Origin of the sequence: Pseudomonas sp. WJP1, assembly GCF_028471945.1 — a bacterium.
Classification (GTDB): domain Bacteria; phylum Pseudomonadota; class Gammaproteobacteria; order Pseudomonadales; family Pseudomonadaceae; genus Aquipseudomonas.
On sequence record NZ_CP110128.1, the window covers coordinates 2,202,293 to 2,221,573 of the forward strand.

At 61.5% G+C, this 19,281-nt stretch carries 12 protein-coding genes; 10 read left to right on the forward strand and 2 right to left on the reverse strand.

The features are described from left to right. Positions 1-113 precede the first annotated feature (113 nt). The 10 genes from OH720_RS10005 (at position 114) to OH720_RS10050 (ending at position 15,273) form a co-directional block, all read left to right on the forward strand. Entirely contained in the window at positions 114-635 is a 522-nt protein-coding gene (locus OH720_RS10005) for a 2,4'-dihydroxyacetophenone dioxygenase family protein (RefSeq protein ID WP_272605460.1), read from the forward strand. A 114-nt stretch (positions 636-749) separates the two neighbouring features. Continuing rightward, positions 750-1,772 (forward strand): NAD-dependent epimerase/dehydratase family protein, encoded by a 1,023-nt coding sequence (locus OH720_RS10010; RefSeq protein WP_272605461.1) that lies wholly within the window; start codon positions 750-752, stop codon positions 1,770-1,772. Between the two features lie 50 nt (positions 1,773-1,822). Then, positions 1,823-2,902, forward strand: coding sequence for a zinc-binding dehydrogenase (locus OH720_RS10015; RefSeq protein ID WP_272605462.1), 1,080 nt, complete (start codon positions 1,823-1,825; stop codon positions 2,900-2,902). Between the two features lie 42 nt (positions 2,903-2,944). Continuing rightward, positions 2,945-4,546, forward strand: a complete 1,602-nt coding sequence (locus OH720_RS10020; protein WP_272605463.1) for an arylsulfatase — start codon at positions 2,945-2,947, stop codon at positions 4,544-4,546. 1,168 nt (positions 4,547-5,714) lie between these two features. After that, entirely contained in the window at positions 5,715-7,499 is a 1,785-nt protein-coding gene (locus OH720_RS10025) for a DUF1302 domain-containing protein (RefSeq protein ID WP_272605464.1), read from the forward strand. Between the two features lie 22 nt (positions 7,500-7,521). Next, complete coding sequence (locus tag OH720_RS10030) at positions 7,522-8,877, forward strand: DUF1329 domain-containing protein (protein ID WP_272605465.1); 1,356 nt, start codon at positions 7,522-7,524, stop codon at positions 8,875-8,877. A 70-nt stretch (positions 8,878-8,947) separates the two neighbouring features. After that, complete coding sequence (locus OH720_RS10035; protein ID WP_272605466.1) at positions 8,948-9,913, forward strand: WD40/YVTN/BNR-like repeat-containing protein; 966 nt, start codon at positions 8,948-8,950, stop codon at positions 9,911-9,913. Then, positions 9,910-12,339, forward strand: a complete 2,430-nt coding sequence (locus tag OH720_RS10040) for an efflux RND transporter permease subunit (protein WP_272605467.1) — start codon at positions 9,910-9,912, stop codon at positions 12,337-12,339. The genes OH720_RS10035 and OH720_RS10040 overlap by 4 nt, the downstream gene beginning before the upstream one ends. Positions 12,340-12,391: 52 nt before the next feature. Next, positions 12,392-13,804 (forward strand): DUF1254 domain-containing protein, encoded by a 1,413-nt coding sequence (locus tag OH720_RS10045; RefSeq protein ID WP_272605468.1) that lies wholly within the window; start codon positions 12,392-12,394, stop codon positions 13,802-13,804. A gap of 17 nt (positions 13,805-13,821) precedes the next feature. After that, a complete protein-coding gene (locus tag OH720_RS10050; RefSeq protein WP_272605469.1) occupies positions 13,822-15,273 on the forward strand; it encodes a DUF1254 domain-containing protein in 1,452 nt (483 codons plus the stop codon). Between the two features lie 91 nt (positions 15,274-15,364). Here OH720_RS10050 and OH720_RS10055 read toward each other — a convergent pair whose 3' ends face one another. Further along, the gene (locus OH720_RS10055) at positions 15,365-17,665 is read right to left on the reverse strand and encodes an Ig-like domain-containing protein (RefSeq protein WP_272605470.1); all 2,301 of its coding nucleotides are present in this window, start codon (positions 17,663-17,665) and stop codon (positions 15,365-15,367) included. Between the two features lie 35 nt (positions 17,666-17,700). Next, complete coding sequence (locus tag OH720_RS10060; RefSeq protein ID WP_272605471.1) at positions 17,701-19,092, reverse strand: hypothetical protein; 1,392 nt, start codon at positions 19,090-19,092, stop codon at positions 17,701-17,703. Positions 19,093-19,281 lie beyond the last annotated feature (189 nt).

Below are 19,281 nucleotides of genomic sequence, written 5' to 3' on the forward strand. Positions count from 1 at the left end.
GTCGCGTATTGAAAGATTGCAGGCGTCAAATGTCAAATTTTCACCAAGCGCCTGATGCAGCATGTGGACTGATCCGATCGTGATCCGAAGCCAATCATCAGGAGAACAAGAAAATGGCGATGCCCCATCAAGTCCACGAACACAAAGACCTGTTGACCCTGAACACCAACGAGCTGCCGATGTACAAAGACGCCTTGCCGGGCGTGCCGGGCGTTGACGTGCAGCCACTGTTTCTCGACCCAAGCGCCGGCATCTGGGTGCTGCGCGTGGTGTTCCAGCCGGGCGTAGTCCTGCCGCGTCACTATCACACCGGCACCGTGCACTTTTTCACCCTCACCGGCCGATGGAACTACGTCGAGTATCCGGACCAGCCGCAGACGGCCGGCAGCTACCTGTTCGAGCCGGGTGGTTCGATCCACCAGTTCATGGTCCCGACCACCAACACCGAGCCGACCGATACCGTCATGGTGGTCCACGGCGCCAATGTGAATTTCGACAGCGAAGGCAACTACCTCGGCCTGATGGACGCCAGCGACATCATGCATCTGTTCGATCACCTGGTGCGCGAACGCGGCCTGGAACCTGCGAAGTACATCACGCCACGCGCCGCCGACTACACCACGCGCGCGCGATAACCACCCTGGTCACCTGCCTTGGGCGGGTGACACTTCTTATCCGGTCGTTCCCACCTGCACGGTATTCAGCGCGGTTGGCGCCTGTGCGCGTGGGTCATTGCCCAAGGACATTTTATGACTGACGTCACGATGCCCACCGGTAGCGCGGGACAAACCCCCGAGGTTCCACGCTCCGTTTTCATCACCGGGGCCAGCGGTTTCATCGGCCGTGCCCTGGCGGCGCGCTACAAGGCGCTCGGCGCGCAAGTACGCGGCATGGACCTGATTGCCGACCCGGCCAACGACATCGTGGCCGGTGACCTGACCCGGCCGAAAGGCTGGGCCGGGCACGCCGCCGGTTGCGAGCTGTTCATCAACACCGCCGCGGTGGTGTCGCTCGCCGCGTCCTGGAAGCTGTACCGCGACGTCTCGGTGCAAGGCGTACGCAACTGCCTGGATGTCGCCATTGCCGGTGGCGCCAAGCGGTTCGTGCAGTTTTCCTCGATCGCCGCCCTCGGCTGGGACTACCAGGGCGAGGCCGATGAGCGCAGCGACGTGGTGATCGGCAATCACTATCGCTATGGCGTGGCCAAGGGCGCGAGCGAGCACGTGGTGCTGGCGGCGCATGCGGCGGGGGAGATCGATTGCACCATCGTGCGTCCGGGCGATGTCTATGGCCCAGGTTCGCGAGCCTGGCTCAGTGAGCCGATGAAGATGGCCAAGGCCGGCGCGCTGATCCTGCCCAATGGCGGCAAGGGCATCTTCACCCCGGTGTACATCGACGACCTGCTCGATGGCGTCATGTTGGCCGCCGGTTTGCCTCAAGCCATCGGCCAGATCTTCCATATCAGCGCCAGCCATGCCGTCAGCTGCAAGACGTTTTTCTCCAGCCACTGGCGCTGGGCCGGGCGCAACGGCACGCCACACACCTTGCCACTGTGCGTGGCAGTGGCAATCACCCATGTGCTCTGGACGGTGAATCGCCTGCTCAAGAAGCAGGGCGAAGTCGCGCCGGACACCATGTACATGTTCGCCCGCAAAGGTGGCGTGTCCATCGCCAAGGCTCAACAGGTGCTCGGTTACCAACCCAAGGTCGATCTGGAGGAAGGCTTGCGCCGCTCCGAAGCCTGGTTGCGTGAAAGCGGCCAGATCAGCTGACGGCCAGGCCCAGGTCAATCCCACCCCGATAATGACAAGAGAGACGCCCCATGAAAGCGGTAGTGATGCGCGACAAACAACTGCTGGTCGACACGCTCAAGGCGCCAACGCCTGCGGCCGGCGAAGTGCTGGTCAAGACCCTGGCCTGCGGCATCTGTGGCTCGGACTTGCACATGTTCCACCATTGCGAGCATGTGCTCGGCAACTTCAAGCGCAGCGGTATTCCGGTCGACTTCGACGCCGGCCAGGACGTGGTGTTCGGCCACGAGTTCTGTGGCGAAATCCTCGACCATGGACCGGGCAGCGACAAACAGCTCAAGGTCGGCACGCGTGTGTGTTCGATGCCGTTCATCTTCAACCGCAACGGCTTTGAGCATGTCGGTTTTTCCAATGGTTATCCGGGCGGCTATGGCGAGCAGATGCTGCTTGCCGAAGGCTTGCTGGTGCCGGTGCCGGGTGATTTACCGGCGCACCTGGCGGCGCTGACAGAGCCGATGTCGGTTGCCGTTCACGCGGTCAACCGGGCCCGGCTGGAAGGTGATGAAGTGCCGATCGTGATCGGTTGCGGCCCGATTGGCCTGGCCATGATCGCCGTGCTCAAGTCCCGTGGCATAGGGCCGGTGGTGGCTTCCGACTTCTCGCCGAAACGTCGTGCACTGGCGGAAAAAATGGGCGCCGACCTGGTGGTCAATCCCGCCGAGCAGTCCCCGTACCAGTCCTGGGTCGAGGTGGCGGCGCCGGCCGGTTATGACATCAAGGGCCCGCAGGCCATGTACGGCCTGGGGCCGCAGCCCAAGCCCTGCGTGATCTTCGAATGCGTCGGCATTCCGGGCCTGATCCAGCAAGTGTTGCAGAGCGCACCGCCGCGCAGCCGCCTGATGGTGGTGGGTGTGTGCATGGAGTCGGACCGGATTGAACCGATGGTCGGCATCGCCAAGGAAATGAACATCAGCTTCGCCTATGGCTACAACGGCGAAGAGTTCGCGCGGACCTTGTACGACCTGGCCGAGCAGAAGTTCGACGCCTCGCCGCTGATCACCTCGACCGTCGGGCTCGATGGCGTGGCCGAGGCGTTCGCGGCGCTGAGCAAACCCGATGAACAAGCCAAGGTGATGATCACGTTCGAATGACCCGCCAGGGTCGTTCGTTGCAGGTAATTGCGGGAAGCAAACATGATGAAATTCAAGATCTGTAAAGGCCTGCTGTGGCCCCTGATGGCGGCTGTGTCACTCATCGTGACGAGCGCTTCGGTGGCGGCGGCCGACAAGAAACCCAACATCCTGGTGATCTGGGGCGACGACATCGGCTGGCAGAACGTCAGTGCCTACGGCATGGGCACCATGGGCTACACCACGCCGAGCATCGACAGCATCGGCGCCGAAGGCATCCGTTTCACCGATCACTACGGACAACCGTCCTGCACGGCGGGACGCGCCGCGTTCATCACCGGCCAGTATCCGATTCGTTCCGGGATGACCACGGTCGGCCAGCCGGGGGACAAACTGGGCTTGCAGGCGGCTTCACCGAGCCTGGCCGAGGTGTTGAAGAAGGCCGGGTATGCCACCGGCCAGTTTGGCAAGAACCACCTGGGCGATCGCAACGAGCATTTGCCCACGGTCCATGGCTTCGATGAATTCTTCGGCAACCTGTACCACCTCAATACCCAGGAAGAATCCGAGCAGCGTGATTTCCAGAATTTCGCCAAGGCCTATTCCGGGAGCCTTGAAGCCTATGAGGGCAAGTTCGGTACCCGGGGCGTCCTGCATTCCCATGCCAGCAATACCGATGACGCCACGCAAGATCCGCGCTTCGGCCGGGTCGGCAAACAGACCATCGAGGACACCGGTCCGCTGACCCAGAAGCGCATGGAGATGTTCGATGAAGAGGAGGTCGCGACCAAGGCCATGGGCTTCATGAAGCAAGCCAAGGCGGCGGACAAACCGTTCTTCGTCTGGATGAACACCTCGCGCATGCACCTCTACACGCGCCTCAATGACAAATGGCGCTATGCCGCGGAGAAGTACAGCTCCGAAGGCGACCTGTATGGCTCAGGCATGCTGCAGCACGATCATGACGTCGGCCAGATTCTCGATTTCCTCAAGGACAACGGCCTGGATGAGAACACCATCGTCTGGTACTCCACCGACAACGGCCCCGAGCATTCCTCCTGGCCGCACGGTGGGACGACGCCGTTTCGCAGCGAGAAAATGTCCACCTACGAGGGTGGTGTGCGGGTCATCTCGATGCTGCGTTGGCCTGGTGTGATCAAGCCTGGCCAGGTGCTCAACGGTATCCAGGCGCACATGGACATGTTCACCAGCCTGGCGGCCGCGGCCGGCGTCAAGGATGTCGCTGCCGACCTCAAGCAGGAGAAAAAGCAGTACATCGACGGGGTCAACAACCTGCCTTACTGGAAGGGCGAAGCCAAGGACTCGGCACGCAACAGCCTGTTTTACTATTACGAAAGCAAGTTGACCGCCGTCCGCCTGGGGCCCTGGAAATTCCACCTGTCGACCAAGGAAGACTATTACGCCAACCTGGTGCCGCGCACCGTGCCGCTGGTGTTCAACCTGCGCATGGACCCGTTCGAGAGCTACGACAACAAGGATTCCTACGGGCATCTGCTGCAAAAGGTCTCGTGGCTGATTCAGCCCGTGGGCGAAATCATCGGCGCGCACTTGAAGACCCTCGCCGAGTACCCGCCGGTGCAAGGCGGAAAAAGCTACGACATGTCGAATCTGGTGCAGGATTTCCTCAATCGCGCCAAGCAATGAACCAGGCGAAACCCTGTAGGAGCGAGCCTGTCGCGAAGGTCAGGCGACCTGTTTTTGGACGGTGTACATATCCGTTCCTGCGGTAACGGCCACTTATGGTTTCGCCCTTACGGCGAGTCACTTGGAAGAGCCCCAAGTAACCAAGGGCTCTTGCCCCTGGCGTTCGGTGGCTCGCTATGGCTCGCCATGCCCTCGCTCCGGTCCTGCTCCGTGGGTCGCCGCGATGGGCCATCCATGGCCCAGCGCGGCTAAACCGGCATCCATGCCGGTTTACCCACTGCGCAGAACCTCCACTCGGCCTCTCGATGGGGCAAGAAAATCAAAAGCCAGATCAATATCAAACGCAAAAGCGAGGCGGCCTTAAAGCCGACCTGATCGGGAGCCGTACGCAATTCCCTGTAGGAGCCAGGCTTGCCGGCGAACCAGGCGCTGCGGTGTACCTGTTGTACCGCGTTATCGTTCTTCGCCGGCAAGCCTGGCTCCTACAGGGGATCAGGTACACCCGTAAAAGTCAGGTCGGCTTTAAGGCCGCCTCGCTTTTGTTTTTGATCTGGGCGCCCCGTTAAACCACGATGGCCAAACGCAGGCATTGCGCAGTGGGGAAACCGGCAGGACGCCGGTTTAGCCGCGCTGGGCCAAGGATGGCCCATCGCGGCGACCCACGGAGCAATGCCTTCGTTACGGCATGCCGAGCCCTAGCGAGGCACCGAGTGGTGGGGCAAGAGCGCTTGGTTACTTGGCGCTTTTCCAAGTAACCCGCTGTAAAAGCGGAACCAATAGTGGCCGTTATCGCAGCAATGGATATGTACACCGCGCACGAGCATCCCGACGATGGAGGTAGTCACAGGTTGACGGACAGCCGACCCGGGTTTGCAGATTGATCCAATCCAGTACAGGCCCGCAGTCCATTTCCTTTGGCCTGCGGGCCTTTTTCGTTCCGTTGCCCGCTCGGCAGTCTTTTTCGCCGCACGCGTGTAAAGCCAAATTCCTGTCGTCAAATGTCAAGAATGGCTTCTCTGACTTCCCATAATCATCTCAACAATAAAGCTCTGCCGACGTGCCGTGGACACCGCCACACACGCCGGCAAAAGGGCGATTCCCATAGAGGTCAGCGATGCCGCATAACAACAATAAGCTTGTGTCTCGTTTGAAACCGTTGGCGATTGCAGTGTCTGTGTCTGCCGCCGCCAGTGCACACGCCGTCACCTTCGACGTCGGTGAAGCGTGGCAAGGGGAGTGGAACACCACGCTGTCGGTCGGTTCGCAATGGCGGGCCGAAGACGCCGACAACAAATTGTATTCCGGCGCCAACGGGCGCTCGGTCGGCAAGCAGGGCGGGCTTGCCGGGCGGATTGATCCGGGCAACCTGAACTACGACAAGGGCGACCGTTTTTCCAGCATTGGCAAGTTCGTCACCGATGTCTCGCTGCGCAACGGCGACATGGGTGGGCTGGTGCGGGTCAAGGGTTGGTATGACCAAGCGCTGGAAGACGAAGACGTCAACCTGGGCAGCATCTCCAACGGCTACAAGAAGGACTCGCCGCTGTCGGATCGCGGTTATGAGGACCTGCAAAAGTACAAGGGCATCTACCTGCTCGACGCCTACGTCTACAACACCTTCTACATCGATGAATCACCGCTGCAGGTGCGCCTGGGTCGCCAGGTGGTGAACTGGGGTGAAAGCCTCTACATCCAGGGCCTGAACCAGATCAACCCGCTGGACGTTCCGGCCTTGCGTCGCCCGGGCACCGAACTCAAGGAAGCGCTGATTCCACTGTGGATGGGCTACTTCAACCTTGGCTTGCCGGCGGGCATTTCCATGGAAGGTTTCTATCAGCTCAAGTACGAAAATACGGCAGTGGAAGGGTGCGGCCATTACTGGTCGGTGACTGAAACCGCGATTGCCCGGGATGGGGGCAGTTGTGATGTCGGCATCACCCTGGGCAATCCCAATACGTTGACCTCGGCCCAGGCGATCAACGCCGGCGCCTACTTGCCCTTGAACAAAGGCAAGGACCCCAAGGACAGCGGCCAATGGGGCCTGGCCTTCCGCATTCCGGTGGACGCGCTGGATGGCGAGCTGGGCATTTACTACATGAACTACCACTCGCGCACGCCGTACCTGGCCATTCGCAACAGCGCGCCAAAAGTGCCTGATGAGTTCCCCAACGCTCCGGCCGGCGGTGCATTGCGCGGCATCGGTCCGAGCTGGGAGTACCCGGAAGACATCCGCCTGTACGGCATCAGTTTCACCACCACGGTCAAAGGCTGGTCGCTGGCCGGTGAGCTGAGCCACTCGCCCAACCAGCCCGTGCAACTCAACGGTGCCGACCTGCTCAACGGCGCGCTGGGCGGTGTGGGTCCGCTGGCGCAACTGCAGCAGTCGGTGGTCGGTCAGCGCGTGGCCTTCACCGAAGGCTGGAACCGCTTCGAGAAAACCCAGCTGCAATTCAACGCCGTGAACCTGATCCCCAACGTGCTGGGTGCAGAGAACCTGACGGTGGTCGGTGAAGTGGGCTTCCAGTGGAACAACGTGCCCGACTTCAAGGACAACGAGCGTTACGGTCGCGCCTTCATCTTCGGCTTCGGTGCCTCGCCGAGCACCGGTGCCCTGGGGTCGCTGGGCAACACCCAACCCGATGGCGCGAAGAACGATGGCTACATCACCGATTTCTCGTGGGGTTATCGCCTGCGTGGACAACTGGACTACTCCAACTTCCTTGGCACCTCGGTGACCGCGTCGCCGTTCGTGTTCCTCGGTCAGGACGTGGAAGGGGTGTCCATGGACGGGCAGTTCAACGAAGGCCGCCTCACCGAAAGTGTCGGCGTGAGCTTCGACTACAACAAGCAGCACAAGGTCGACCTGAGCTACGTCACGTTCGACAACGCCGCTGAATACGACCCGCTGCGCGACCACGATTTCTTCGCCGCCAGTTACAGCTACAGCTTCTAACAAGAATAAGAGGTACTCAACGATGAAAATATCGAACCGGGGCGTTCTCCTGACCGCCCTTGCCAGTGCAGTGATGTTCAGCCTCAGTGGTCCGGCCAGCGCCAAGATCAGCGCCGACGAAGCCGCGAAACTGGGTTCCGACCTGACGCCGCTGGGTGGCGAAATGAAAGGCAACGCCGACGGTACTATCCCGGCCTACACCGGTGGCCTTGCACAACCGCCGGCCGGTTGGTCGGCGGACAAGGGCTACACCGACCCGTTCGCCGCGGAAAAACCGCTGTTCACCATCACCGCGCAGAACCTTGGCCAATACAAGGACAAGGTCACCCCCGGCATGCAGGCGTTGTTCGCCAAATACCCGAACTTCCAGATGCCCGTGTACCCGACGCATCGCACCGCGACCGTGCCGGCCGGCATCGCCGCCAAGGTCAAGGCTGAAGCGGTCAATGCCGAACTCAATGGTTTTGGCCTGGCCAACCTCAATGGCACGACCACGCCGTTCCCGATCCCGAAGAACGGCCTCGAAGCGATCTGGAACCACACCGTGCGCTACCTCGGTGGTGGCCTGGAACGCACCTACAGCTCGTTCCCGGTTCGCCCCAGCGGTGACTTCTACGACGTGAAGGTGCTCGAGAGCCGGGTGTTCGACACCAACATGGACAAGTCGTCGCCCAACCGGCTGCTCAACTACACCGCGCGCTTCCTGTCGCCAGCCACCCTGGCCGGCACCATTCAACTGGTCCAGGAACCCATCGACCAGGTCGCGGAAGTGCGTTCGGCCTGGATCTACAACGTCGGCCAGCGCCGTGTGCGGCGTGCCCCGGACCTGGCCTACGACAACGTCAACGACGGTACCGAAGGCCTGCGCGTGACCGACGATTTCGACGCCTTCAACGGGGCTCCGGATCGCTTTGACTGGAAGCTGGTGGGCAAGAAGGAAATGTACGTTGCCTACAACGACTACAAGCTGGGCAACAAACAGATCCCGTACAAGGACATCCTGACCCCCGGCACGCCCAATCCGGACCTGATGCGCTATGAACTGCACCGCGTCTGGGTCGTGGAGGCCACCTTGCGCCCGGACGCCAAGCACGTCTACGGCAAGCGCTCCTTCTACCTGGACGAGGACTCCTGGTCGGTACTGGCCACTGATGCCTACGACACCCGTGGTTCGTTGTGGCGTGTCGGCGTGCATCCGCTGATCCAGTACTACGACGCCCAGGTGCCTTGGTACGCGGCCAACATCTGGCACGACCTGAGCAATGGCAGTTACTACATGGCCGGCTTGTCCAACCAGGAAAAATCCCCCTGGAAGTTCGGTGCGAAGGGTCGCTTCGTCGACTTCCAGGCCGACGCCCTGCGCCGTCTCGGTCGCTGAGTCCAGGACCCCGCGCGTGGCGTGAATCGCGCGCGGGGGCATTCGATTTCTCTCTTGGTGGATACCCCTTATGTTCTCTCATCGCCTGCCTTCACTGGCCCTGGCGCTCTGGGCGCTCGCTGCCTTGCCAGCGGCATTCGCCCAGGCGCCGGCACTCGACTATCCCATCGCCGCCGACAAAGTGCTGCTGCTCGACCTGGAAAAGGCCGGTGAGCGCCTGGTCGCCGTCGGCGAGCGTGGCGTGGTGTTGTATTCCGATGACCACGGGCAGGGCTGGCACAGCCTGCGTACCCCGGTGACGCGAACCCTGACGGCGGTGGCGTTTGCCTCCGCGCAAGAAGGCGCGGCAGTGGGGCATGGCGGTGCGCTGCTGCACACCGGCGATGGCGGGCTGCACTGGCAGGCAGTCGAGGCCGATACCGGCGGTGAGTCGCTGCTGGGCGTGGCAGCCATGGGTGACCGGCGCATGGTGGCCTGGGGCGCATTCGGGGTGTATCTGGAATCCGACGATGGCGGCGCGAGTTGGCAGCGGCGGATGATATTGGGTGAAGATTTCGATCGGCACATCGCCCAGGTCCTCAAGGCCCAAGGGCAGTGGCTGCTGGTGGGAGAAAGCGGCACGCTGGCCCGTTCGCTGGATCAGGGGCAGACCTGGGAAGCCATGGAAAGCCCTTACCAGGGCAGTTTCTTCGGCGCCTTGCAAACGCGCGCCGGCACGCTGCTGGCCTATGGCATGCGCGGCAATCTCTGGCGCTCGGTGGACCAGGGGCAGAGCTGGAGCAAGATCGAAACGGCAACCACCCTGGCCATCAATGGCAGCCTGCAACAAGACAACGGGCGCATTCTCGCCTTGGGTAACGGCGGCATCGTGCTGGCCAGTGACGATGACGGTGCGACGTTCCACGCCATCAACGGTTCGAGCAAGGCCAGCCTCGCGCAAGGCGTGCAACTGGGCAATGGCCAGGTCCTGGCCGTGGGCGATCATGGCGTCACCTCACTGGCCAAGCTCGTCATCGCCAAGGGAGCGAAGTCATGACTCAGCAAGAACTCATCCGCGACGCCGACCAGCTCGATCGCCAGGACTTTTCCCGGGGCCTGGTGGGCAAGGTCTCGTACTGGATCTTCCACCAGCGCAAGCCGCTGCTGGCCCTGTTCATTCTGCTGACCCTCGGCCTTGGTTACAGCGCCTCCAACCTCAAGGTGGAAGCCGGATTCTTCAAGATGATCCCGCTGCACCATGAGTACATGGGCACCTTCCTCAAGTATCAAAAAGACTTCGGCGGGGCCAACAAGATCCTGATCGCAGTGAAGAACAACAAGGGTGAAATCTTCTCACCGGGGTCCATGTCGGTGTTGCGCAAGGTCTCGGACGAGGTGTTCTTCCTCAACGGTGTGGAGCGCAGTTCGGTGACGTCGCTGTTCACCTCCAACGTGCGCTACACGGAAGTGGTGGAGGAGGGCTTCACCGGCGGCAACCTGGTGGCGTCCGACTATGCCGGGCGGCCCGAACAGTTGGCCCAGGTGCGCGAGCGCACGCTCAAGTCGGACTGGATCGGGCGCATCGTGTCCAATGACCTGTCCTCGGCCATGGTGGTCGCCACGTTGCAAGAAAAAGACCCCGTCACCGGTGAGCGGCTGGACCTGCAAAACGTCGCGGCGCAGCTGGAAAAAATCCGCCAGGACAACCAGGGCGGCGACGTCAGCATCCACATCATCGGCTTTGCCAAATCCATTGGCGATATCGCTGAAGGCGCTTCGGGCGTGCTGCTGTTTTTCGTGGTTGCCTTTGTGATTACGGCCGCACTGCTTTACTGGTACTGCGGTTCGCTGATGCTGACCGGTTGGGCGCTGATTTGTGCCGTGGTGCCGGTGGTGTGGCTGCTGGGCATCTTGCCGCTGATCGGCCTGGGGCTGGACCCGATGTCGATTCTGGTGCCGTTCCTGATCTTCTCCATCGGCGTGTCCCATGCGGTGCAGATGACCAACGCCTGGAAGCTGGAAACCCTCGCCGGGGCCGACGGCGTCACCGCCTCGCGCAACTGCTTTCAGAAGCTGTTCATCCCCGGCGCCGTGGCGCTGTTGGCCAACGCCCTGGGCTTCATGGTGATTGCGCTGGTGGACATCGAGATGGTCCGCGAGCTGGCGATCACGGCCACGCTCGGTGTCTCGGTAATGATCATCACCAACAAGATGCTGTTGCCGATCCTGCTGTCCTTCATGCGCCTGTCAGCAGCGGACGCGCACAAACTGCGCGGCAAGGAAACCCTGGGCAGCGGCTTGTGGGAGCGCCTGGGCCGGCTGGCGACGCGTCGCGGCAGTCTGGTCGCCTTGTCGGTGGGCGCGCTGTTGATGGTGGGTGGTCTGTACATCGCCCGGGACCTGCACGTCGGCGACCTCGGGGCCGGCGTGCCGGAACTTCGGGAAAATTCGCGCTACAACCAGGACGTGGCGATGATCACCCGCCACTTCGCAACCGGTGTCGATCTGCTGCAGGTCATCGCCAAGGCCAAGGGTGATGAAACCCCCTGCGTGAAGCGCGAGGTGCTGGCGCCCCTGGAAGAGTTCGAACTCTACCTGCGCCAGGACGACGGCGTCGCTTCGGTGCGCAGCCTGACGGCGTTCGTCAATAACATCACCCAGGCCTATGCCGAAACTGATCTGAAGTGGCATGTGCTGCCGGAACTGGTTCCACAGATCGCCCAGGGCATCGGCTTTGCCACCCGCAGCGGCACCGAGTACATGAACAGCGCCTGCAACGCCATTCCGGTATCGATCTACACCAAGGATCACCAGGCCGGCACCATCAGTGAGCTGATGACCCGGATCAAGGCCTTCAAGGCCGCCTACGACAGCGACGACATCACCTTTGAACTGGCCTCGGGCAACGTCGGCGTGATGGCGGCGACCAACGAAGTGGTGCATGCCGCCGACAAGGTCGTCAACAGCGCACTGTTTGCCTCGGTGGCGTTGTTGTGCCTGTGGATGTTCCGTTCCTGGCGCGTGACCCTGTGCATCATCCTGCCGCTGGCGCTGGTCACCGTGTTGTGCAATGCGCTGATGGCGACCCTGGGCATCGGTCTCAAGGTGAACACCTTGCCCGTGGTGGCGCTGGGTGTCGGCGTCGGCGTCGACTATGGGATCTACCTGTTCGAGCGGATCAAGCACGAGATGCATGAGCGCAACCTGAGCCTGGAGGATGCCTTCGTCGAGGCCCTCAAGCAGCGCGGCACCGCGTCGGTCTTCACGGCGGTGACCATGACCTTGTCGGTGGCCACCTGGGCTTTCTCGACGCTGAAGTTCCAGGCGGACATGGGCATCCTGCTGGCGTTCATGTTCCTGGTGAACATGTTCGGGGCGATCCTGTTGTTGCCGGCGCTGGCGGCGTGGTTGTTGCAGCCAAGGCACAAGGCAGGCGGTTTGACGGAAGCGAACCCTGTGCCTAGGGTTCTTGCAGACATTTAGCATCAGGCGGGTGCTTCAGGCCGTCGCACCCCCTCGTGAAAGGACACTCGCCATGAATGCCTCACGCAAACTCGTATTTTGTATCCTCCCGCTGTGTGTCGCACTCGGCACCGCAATGCACGCCCAGGCCAGCACGCCGGATTTACTGCTGACCACACCCGCAACACCCGATGTGGTTGAGAAGGGTATGCACACCGATGGCTACAGCCTCGCGATCTCGGCTTACAACTGGGGCTATCCCTTGGTTCGCATGGAGCGGGTGGCGCGTGAGTACACCAAGGTTCCATCACCCAAGCCCGATACCAGCTATCGCGCAGGGCTGAACCGGATCGGCTGGGCGACTTCGTTGGCATCGCCGTCCGCCAAGGACATGCCCACCGCCAACAATGACACTTACTACATGAGTGCGGTGCTGGATCTCACCGAGCCCTACGTGTTGACCGTGCCCGATACCCACGACCGTTATTACGTGGTCGATGTATTCAACATGTGGCAGGAACTTGAGCACTACGTCGGCCGACGCACGACCGGCACCCAGGCCGGGAAGTTCGTGCTGGTGCCGCCGGGCTGGAAGGGTGAACTGCCCAAGGACGCCAAGCGCCTTGACGTCTCGACCCAAAAAATCTGGCTGTGGGGGCGAATTCACGTCAAGCAGGGCGAAGATGTCGCGCCGATCCTGGCACTGCAAAAGCAGTTCAGCGTCGAGCCATTGAGTGGCAAGGCGCATACCGATCAGACGCTGGCCGCGTTGCCGCAGACAGGTGATGATCCGTTGGGTTTCTTCACGGAGCTGGCCGCGGCGCTCAAGGACAATCCGGTCAAACCGGCTGACGCCGCACTGTTTGCCCAGTTCGCCCGAATCGGCCTGACGGACAAGGGCTTTTCACCCGACAAGCTGAACCCGGCCACACGCAAGGGCCTGGAAGACGGTTTGAAAGATGCGCCGTACGTGGCGATTGCGTCGCTGGCCAGCACATCGTCGATTCGCAACGGCTGGAACTGGGTGACCGGCCTCGACAGCTTCGGCTACAACTACCCGCTGCGCGCCATGGTGGCCGGGCCGTATCTCGGCGGCCAGGGTGAACATGAGGCGATGTACCCGATCCGCTTCACCGACAGCAAGAACCAAGCGCTGACGGGTGCCAATCATTACGAGGTCAAACTGGCTTCAGCGCCGCCGGTGAATGCCTTCTGGTCGCTGACCATGTACGACGCCAGCGACAAGATGCTGGTCGACAACGAGATCGGTCGCTACAAGGTCGGCACCGATACGCCAGGATTGAAAGTCGCCGCTGACGGTTCGATCACCATTCCCATTTCCCATGAAAAACCGCATGGCGAGAATGCCGCCAACTGGTTGCCGGCACCTGAAGGCGGGTTCTACGTGCTGTTGCGCCTGTACCAGCCTTCGGAGGACGTGCTGTCGGGCAAGTGGCAGTTACCGCAACTGAACAAGGTCAATTGAACGCCAGGGGATAGGGCATGAAGACGTGTACTGCGTTCGTCGCGGGCGTAAGCCTGCTGACGGTCATGGCGGGTGCAATGGCCGAAACATTGCCGCAGGGTGGGCAACCGCCTGCGGACGCCAAGGCATCGGTATCCGACTTCGACTATCAGATCAAATACCAGCGTGCTTTCGAGGCGGTGTTATGGGGAATTCCCGCCAGCGCCATCTACAGCTTTCGGCGCGCCGCTGTCGATGAGCTTGGGCTCAAGGACAATGACATCATTGCCTATTCGTCCACGGCCACGCCCAAACTCGAAGCGATCACCGCCAACAGCACTACCCCCTATATCTCGGCCTTCACCGATTTACGCAAAGGCCCCGTGGTGCTGGAAGTGCCGGTTGCCGGGGCAGAGGGCAGTGTCTACGGCCAGGTCGTCGATGCCTGGCAACTGACCATTGCCGATGTCGGCCCCTCGGGCGTGGACAAGGGCAAAGGCGGCAAGCTGCTCTTCACGCCACCGGGTTATCAAGGTGAAATTCCCGAGGGCTACATTCACATCGCTTCGCCCAACTATCGGATTGCCCTGGCCTTTCGTTCTGTTCCCGCCCCGGGCAAGAGCGTGGCAGATGCCTATCAGTACGCCCAGAAGCTTCGCATGTATTACCTGTCCGAGACTGCAAGCCCGCCGAAGCAACGTTTTTTCGACCCGCTCAACCAGCGTTATCCGACCCTGCCGCTCTATGACGAGCGTTTTTTTGATGACCTGCATGCCATCGTCAGCGTTGAACCGGTCAAACCGCAGGACAAGGTCATGATGGGCATGCTGGCGTCGCTTGGCATCGAGCAAGGCAAACCCTTCACGCCTGACGCAACCACCAAACGAGCCATGCGCCAGGCCGCCATCGATGCCTGGTACTACCTGCAACAGTGGTTCGACAACCTCCCCAAGGACAGGCTGTATTGGCCGGATCGGCACTACGCGTCATTGCTGATGACCGATGCCAACAAGACGTTCTCGTTCGTCGATGACAAACGCGTCGACTTGATCAACCGCGCCGCCGAGTATTTCTGGTGCACCTACATGCCCAAGACCCTGAGCGATACGCCTGCAACGCAGTACATGATGGCCATGGCCGACAAGGATGGAAAACTGCTGGAGGCGGGCAAGCTGTACAAACTGGATATTCCGGCTCAGATGCCGGTCAAGCAGTTTTGGGCATTGACAGTGTATGACCGAGCCACGATGTCGTTCATCTACAGCGATAGCAATCGCACCACCTTGTCCTCCTACGACCTGGACAAGATGAAAAAGAACGCCGATGGCGGAGTGTCGATCTACGTGGGGCCCAAGGCTCCGGCAGGGCTGGAATCAAACTGGATTCCAACGGCTGGGAAACGCCCTTTGCCGGCCATGCGGTTCTATGGGCCGACCGAAGAAATGAACGACAAGACCTTCAAGTTGGCGGATTTTGAATCGGTCAACTAAGTGTGGCGGGTAGGGGCCAGATACCGAGGGTATGTCCGGTTCTGGCTGTGGATTCAAGCCCCACCTTCGGTGACGAAGGTGGGGCGAGTCGCTACTGGACCACCAACGGTGCCGTGCGCACGGTTCCAAGCGATGATCGGATCGTGACCGTTGGGTTGGCGCTCGGCACTACGGTCGTGGTGGTCGCCGACAGTCGCCAGCGGCCGGTGACCGGCACTGCAGTGCTGCCCAACGTAACCAGGCCACTGGCAGTGGAGACCTGAACGGTGATGGTGTTTCCGACCACGGCCGAGGTTGTCCCGGACAGGTCCCAGGTGAAGCGGTCGTTAGCGCGCGCCCTGGCCACGGCGGAGGTCAGCACCAAGTTCTCCTGCGTTACCGAGGGTGTGACCTGCACGGTGACTGTAGCCGGTGCCGAGAGTGCCCCGAGCGAATCCCGGACCTGGTAGGTGAAGGTGGTGGAAAAGGCACTCGTGATGTTCTGCGGTGCGGTGTAGGTCACCACCGTGCCGTCGGTACTGACACTGCCCTGGCCAGCCGCCGGCTGGGTGAGGATGATGACGCTCAAGGGGGCGTTGCCTTCGGGGTCGGCGTCGTTGAGCAATACGTTGAGCGTCAGCGTTCCACCTTGGGTGGCTGCGGTGTCGTTATTGGCGACAGGTGCCTGGTTCGGGCTCACGTTGACCGTGACCGTTGCTGGCTCCGATGCGAGGCCTTTGTTGTCGAGGGCGATGTAGCTGAAGGTCGCCTGCAGCGGGACATTGGTCGCCGGTGGCGTGTAGGTCAGGCTGGTGGTGCCATTGAGCGTCACCGTACCCTGGCCTGCCGCCGGCGGTACGAAGCTGCCGATGGTCAGCGGAGTGTTGTTGTCGGGATCGCTGTCATTGGCCAGCACGTTGATGGTGATCGGTACGCCCGAACTGGTGCTGATGTTATCCGCCACGGCCAGGGGTTTTTCGTTGTCGGAAGGGACATCGACGATGCCGGTAACGGTCACCGGTTCACTGTCCGCTCCGCCAGCAGCCGATTTCACTGTAACGCTTTCCGGTGGCTGGGTCAGATCATTGACCACCAGCGTTCCATCTACTGGCAGAGGACCGTATCCCTGGGCGACGAGGCCGGGATTGAGGACCTTGTCGCTGGAACTCGCGGTGATGGTCAGGCGGTGATTGGCCGGGTCGTATCGAGCCGTACTGACCTTCACCACATCGACTGGCGTGCGTGATACCGAGGTGGGTTTGTTCGCTCCACCCAATTCGCTTGCTGTCAGCACCACCACTGATGGCGGGGCGGCGGGTGTCGTAAAGTGGGTGTAGAAATAGCCGTTGTTATCCGTCAACAAATTCGCGCCAGGCAGGCACGGTCCCGGTGGCGTACCGGTGAGGATGAGAGTGGTGCGGTAACACACTGTCGATGCAGCCGGCGCCACTGCCTGGGTACTGTTGTTGGTACGGAACGAGTCGGCAAATATTTCGACCTGCGAACCGTTGCTGTCACGCTGGTAGGTGACGCGCTCCACCTCCACCGGCGTCTGGGTACGGTCGTCGTAGATCTTGCCTGAGATCGAGAGCAGATTGGTGCGCAGTGTGCCCGCAGGACCTGAGATCTCCACATAGTTCTGCGGGTTGCCCTGTTCATCAAGGATCGGGCTGCCGCGCACCTGGTCAGGGATGTTTGGGTCGCCGACGAATTTTTCCTGCAGGCCGGTTTCCGGGTTGGTTTCGGTGAAGTAGCGGGCGATCTCTGTGCCGGCTTCATTGGTCAGGCTATTGGGGGCGGTCGCGCTGTACAGGAACGGCCCGAGTGCTCCTTGCAAGGCGCCCGAGTAATTGAGCGTGGCGATGCCGATATCACTGGTGTCGTTGATCGCCCGCCGCCCGGTCGTGGAGACGACGTACACCTTGGTCCCGTACGGATGGCGCACGGTGTACATACCCGCGGTGGGAACGGCGGCGCGGATACGGATGCGGGCGAAGTTGTGCTGTTCCCCATCGACGATCTCGCCTTCGCCGGCCACCGCTTCCAGTGCGGCGACGTACTGCTCGATGCCGTAGGTTCTGTCGCCGACGCTGGCGTCAGCGGTGAACCAGAAGCTTTCGCCTGGCCAGTTATTGGGGAAGATGATGGGCTCGGCGGGATTGAAGCCGCCTTCGGCGGGAATGGTACACATGTAGCCGGGAGCGTCAGGGGTGCCCGGTGCGCGGGAGCTGACTGTCTTGGACAGGCAGAGCTCCAGCTTCACGCTGTTGAAGTCCTGATACCACATCGGGAACCGGCCGGTGGCGAGGGTGTAGGGTCCTGGATCGAAACTCTGCAGGGCAGCGCTGGCACCGCCTGCCATGGCGATGGACAGGCTCAGTGTGTTGAATATGAAACGTGGCCACTTGTTCATGTTACCTCCTGGCTCTTGATCCGAATTCGGATGGGTCACTGGACGATGACCACTTCTTCTGTATCGCTGCCGCCGTTCGCCGAAGTCACCCGAATGGTCGCCGGAGGGACTGTGCCGGCGTTAGGCGACAGCGACTTGTCGGCGCCGCCGGAAAGTTCACCGATCAGCGCACCGCTCTTGCCGGCGTAGGCGGTCAGGTTTGGCGGCGTGATGCGGTCGCTGGTCGAGGCCTCGATGGTCAGTCGACCGGTACTGCGGCTGTATTCGGCGCGGCTGATGGTGACCAGATCGGTCAGTTGCACGGGGACGGTGGTTGGCGCCAGGAGGGTAGGGACCGCCAGGTGGTTGTCGGCGGTCACTTGCAGAGTCGCCGGTACCGACGGATTGATTGTCGACTGGCCATACCAGCTGCCGGTCGAATTGGCTTCCGTCATGCTCACGGTAGCGCCTGTGCTGTCCAGGAAGTTGACCGTACCGGGAGGCGGAGGAGCCATGGTGAAGACATCCTGATGCGCGACCACACCACCGGAGGAGTTGCCCCGTGAGTAGCTGGCACGCTTGACCAAGGCTGGGGCAGGCAGATCCACGGCGCTGAGTTTGCCGGAAACGGAGAATGTGTCGCTGCGAGTATCGATGCCGTTGGGACCCTGGATACGCAGGTAGTTGGTATTGAAGGGGCTGCCAGTCACTTGCTCCTGCAGATTCGGGTCGCCGATGAATTTCTCCTGCTGGCCGGTTTCCGGGTTGGTCTCGGTGTAGGGGCCATTGAGACTGCGCAGGAAGGGGCCGATGTCACCCTTCAGCGCGCCGGTATAGTCCCCGGATGGACCGATGCCGATATCGCGGGTCATGTTGATTGCCCGGGTGCCGCCGGTGTCGGCGAACTCTTCGGGCGTTACGTTGAACACTTCGACGCCGTAGGGGTGGGTCACCGTGTACACGCCGGCTACGGGAACATCCACGCGAATGCGGATACGGGCGAAGCTCAGTTGGTGACCGTCCGCGATCTCGCCGTTGAACGCCGCTTCGATGGCCGCAACGTAGGTCAGGTCGATGCCACTGGCAGCGTCGGTTATGGCGCCGTCCGCGGCGTACCAGAAGGTTTCATCGGGATAGTTGGTCGGAAAGACGACGGGTTGGGTGTCATCAAACTCCCCGGGTGCCGGGTTGAGGACGCACATGTACGCAGGCGCCCCGGGTGTGGGTGCTGTGCGAGAGCTGACTGCCTTGCTCAGGCACAGGTCCAGGATCCGGCCATGGGTGTCCTGATACCAGGCGGCGTAGCCGGTCTTGTTCCCACTATCGAGGGGGTAGGGGCGCTCTCCAGGGACACCCGGGTCTACAGCGTAGAGTGCTGCCTGCGCCGTGCCGCCACAGAGTGACGCAAGCAGGATCGAACTTGTCAGTAGGGCCAATCTGTTGTGCATGATTCAGTCCTCTCGAAATGACACTGGCTGGGGGGCAGCCCGGTCGAAGGGTTCTGAATCGGCGTCAGCAATGATCGTGCCTGTTTAATTATCAAAAACGCGCATGAGCAATGTCTTCAGCGAAATACTCAAGTCGAAGTTGGTGGGTTTGGCGTCCGCTTTGGTAGTGAGTGCTGCCGTATTAAATCG

Coding starts and splice junctions, on each gene's coding strand:
- OH720_RS10055 (WP_272605470.1), bottom strand. CDS start 17,665: ATGAACAAGTGGCCACGTTTCATATTCAACACACTGAGCCTGTCCATC.
- OH720_RS10010 (WP_272605461.1), top strand. CDS start 750: ATGACTGACGTCACGATGCCCACCGGTAGCGCGGGACAAACCCCCGAG.
- OH720_RS10050 (WP_272605469.1), top strand. CDS start 13,822: ATGAAGACGTGTACTGCGTTCGTCGCGGGCGTAAGCCTGCTGACGGTC.
- OH720_RS10045 (WP_272605468.1), top strand. CDS start 12,392: ATGAATGCCTCACGCAAACTCGTATTTTGTATCCTCCCGCTGTGTGTC.
- OH720_RS10030 (WP_272605465.1), top strand. CDS start 7,522: ATGAAAATATCGAACCGGGGCGTTCTCCTGACCGCCCTTGCCAGTGCA.
- OH720_RS10005 (WP_272605460.1), top strand. CDS start 114: ATGGCGATGCCCCATCAAGTCCACGAACACAAAGACCTGTTGACCCTG.
- OH720_RS10035 (WP_272605466.1), top strand. CDS start 8,948: ATGTTCTCTCATCGCCTGCCTTCACTGGCCCTGGCGCTCTGGGCGCTC.
- OH720_RS10060 (WP_272605471.1), bottom strand. CDS start 19,092: ATGCACAACAGATTGGCCCTACTGACAAGTTCGATCCTGCTTGCGTCA.
- OH720_RS10020 (WP_272605463.1), top strand. CDS start 2,945: ATGATGAAATTCAAGATCTGTAAAGGCCTGCTGTGGCCCCTGATGGCG.
- OH720_RS10040 (WP_272605467.1), top strand. CDS start 9,910: ATGACTCAGCAAGAACTCATCCGCGACGCCGACCAGCTCGATCGCCAG.
- OH720_RS10015 (WP_272605462.1), top strand. CDS start 1,823: ATGAAAGCGGTAGTGATGCGCGACAAACAACTGCTGGTCGACACGCTC.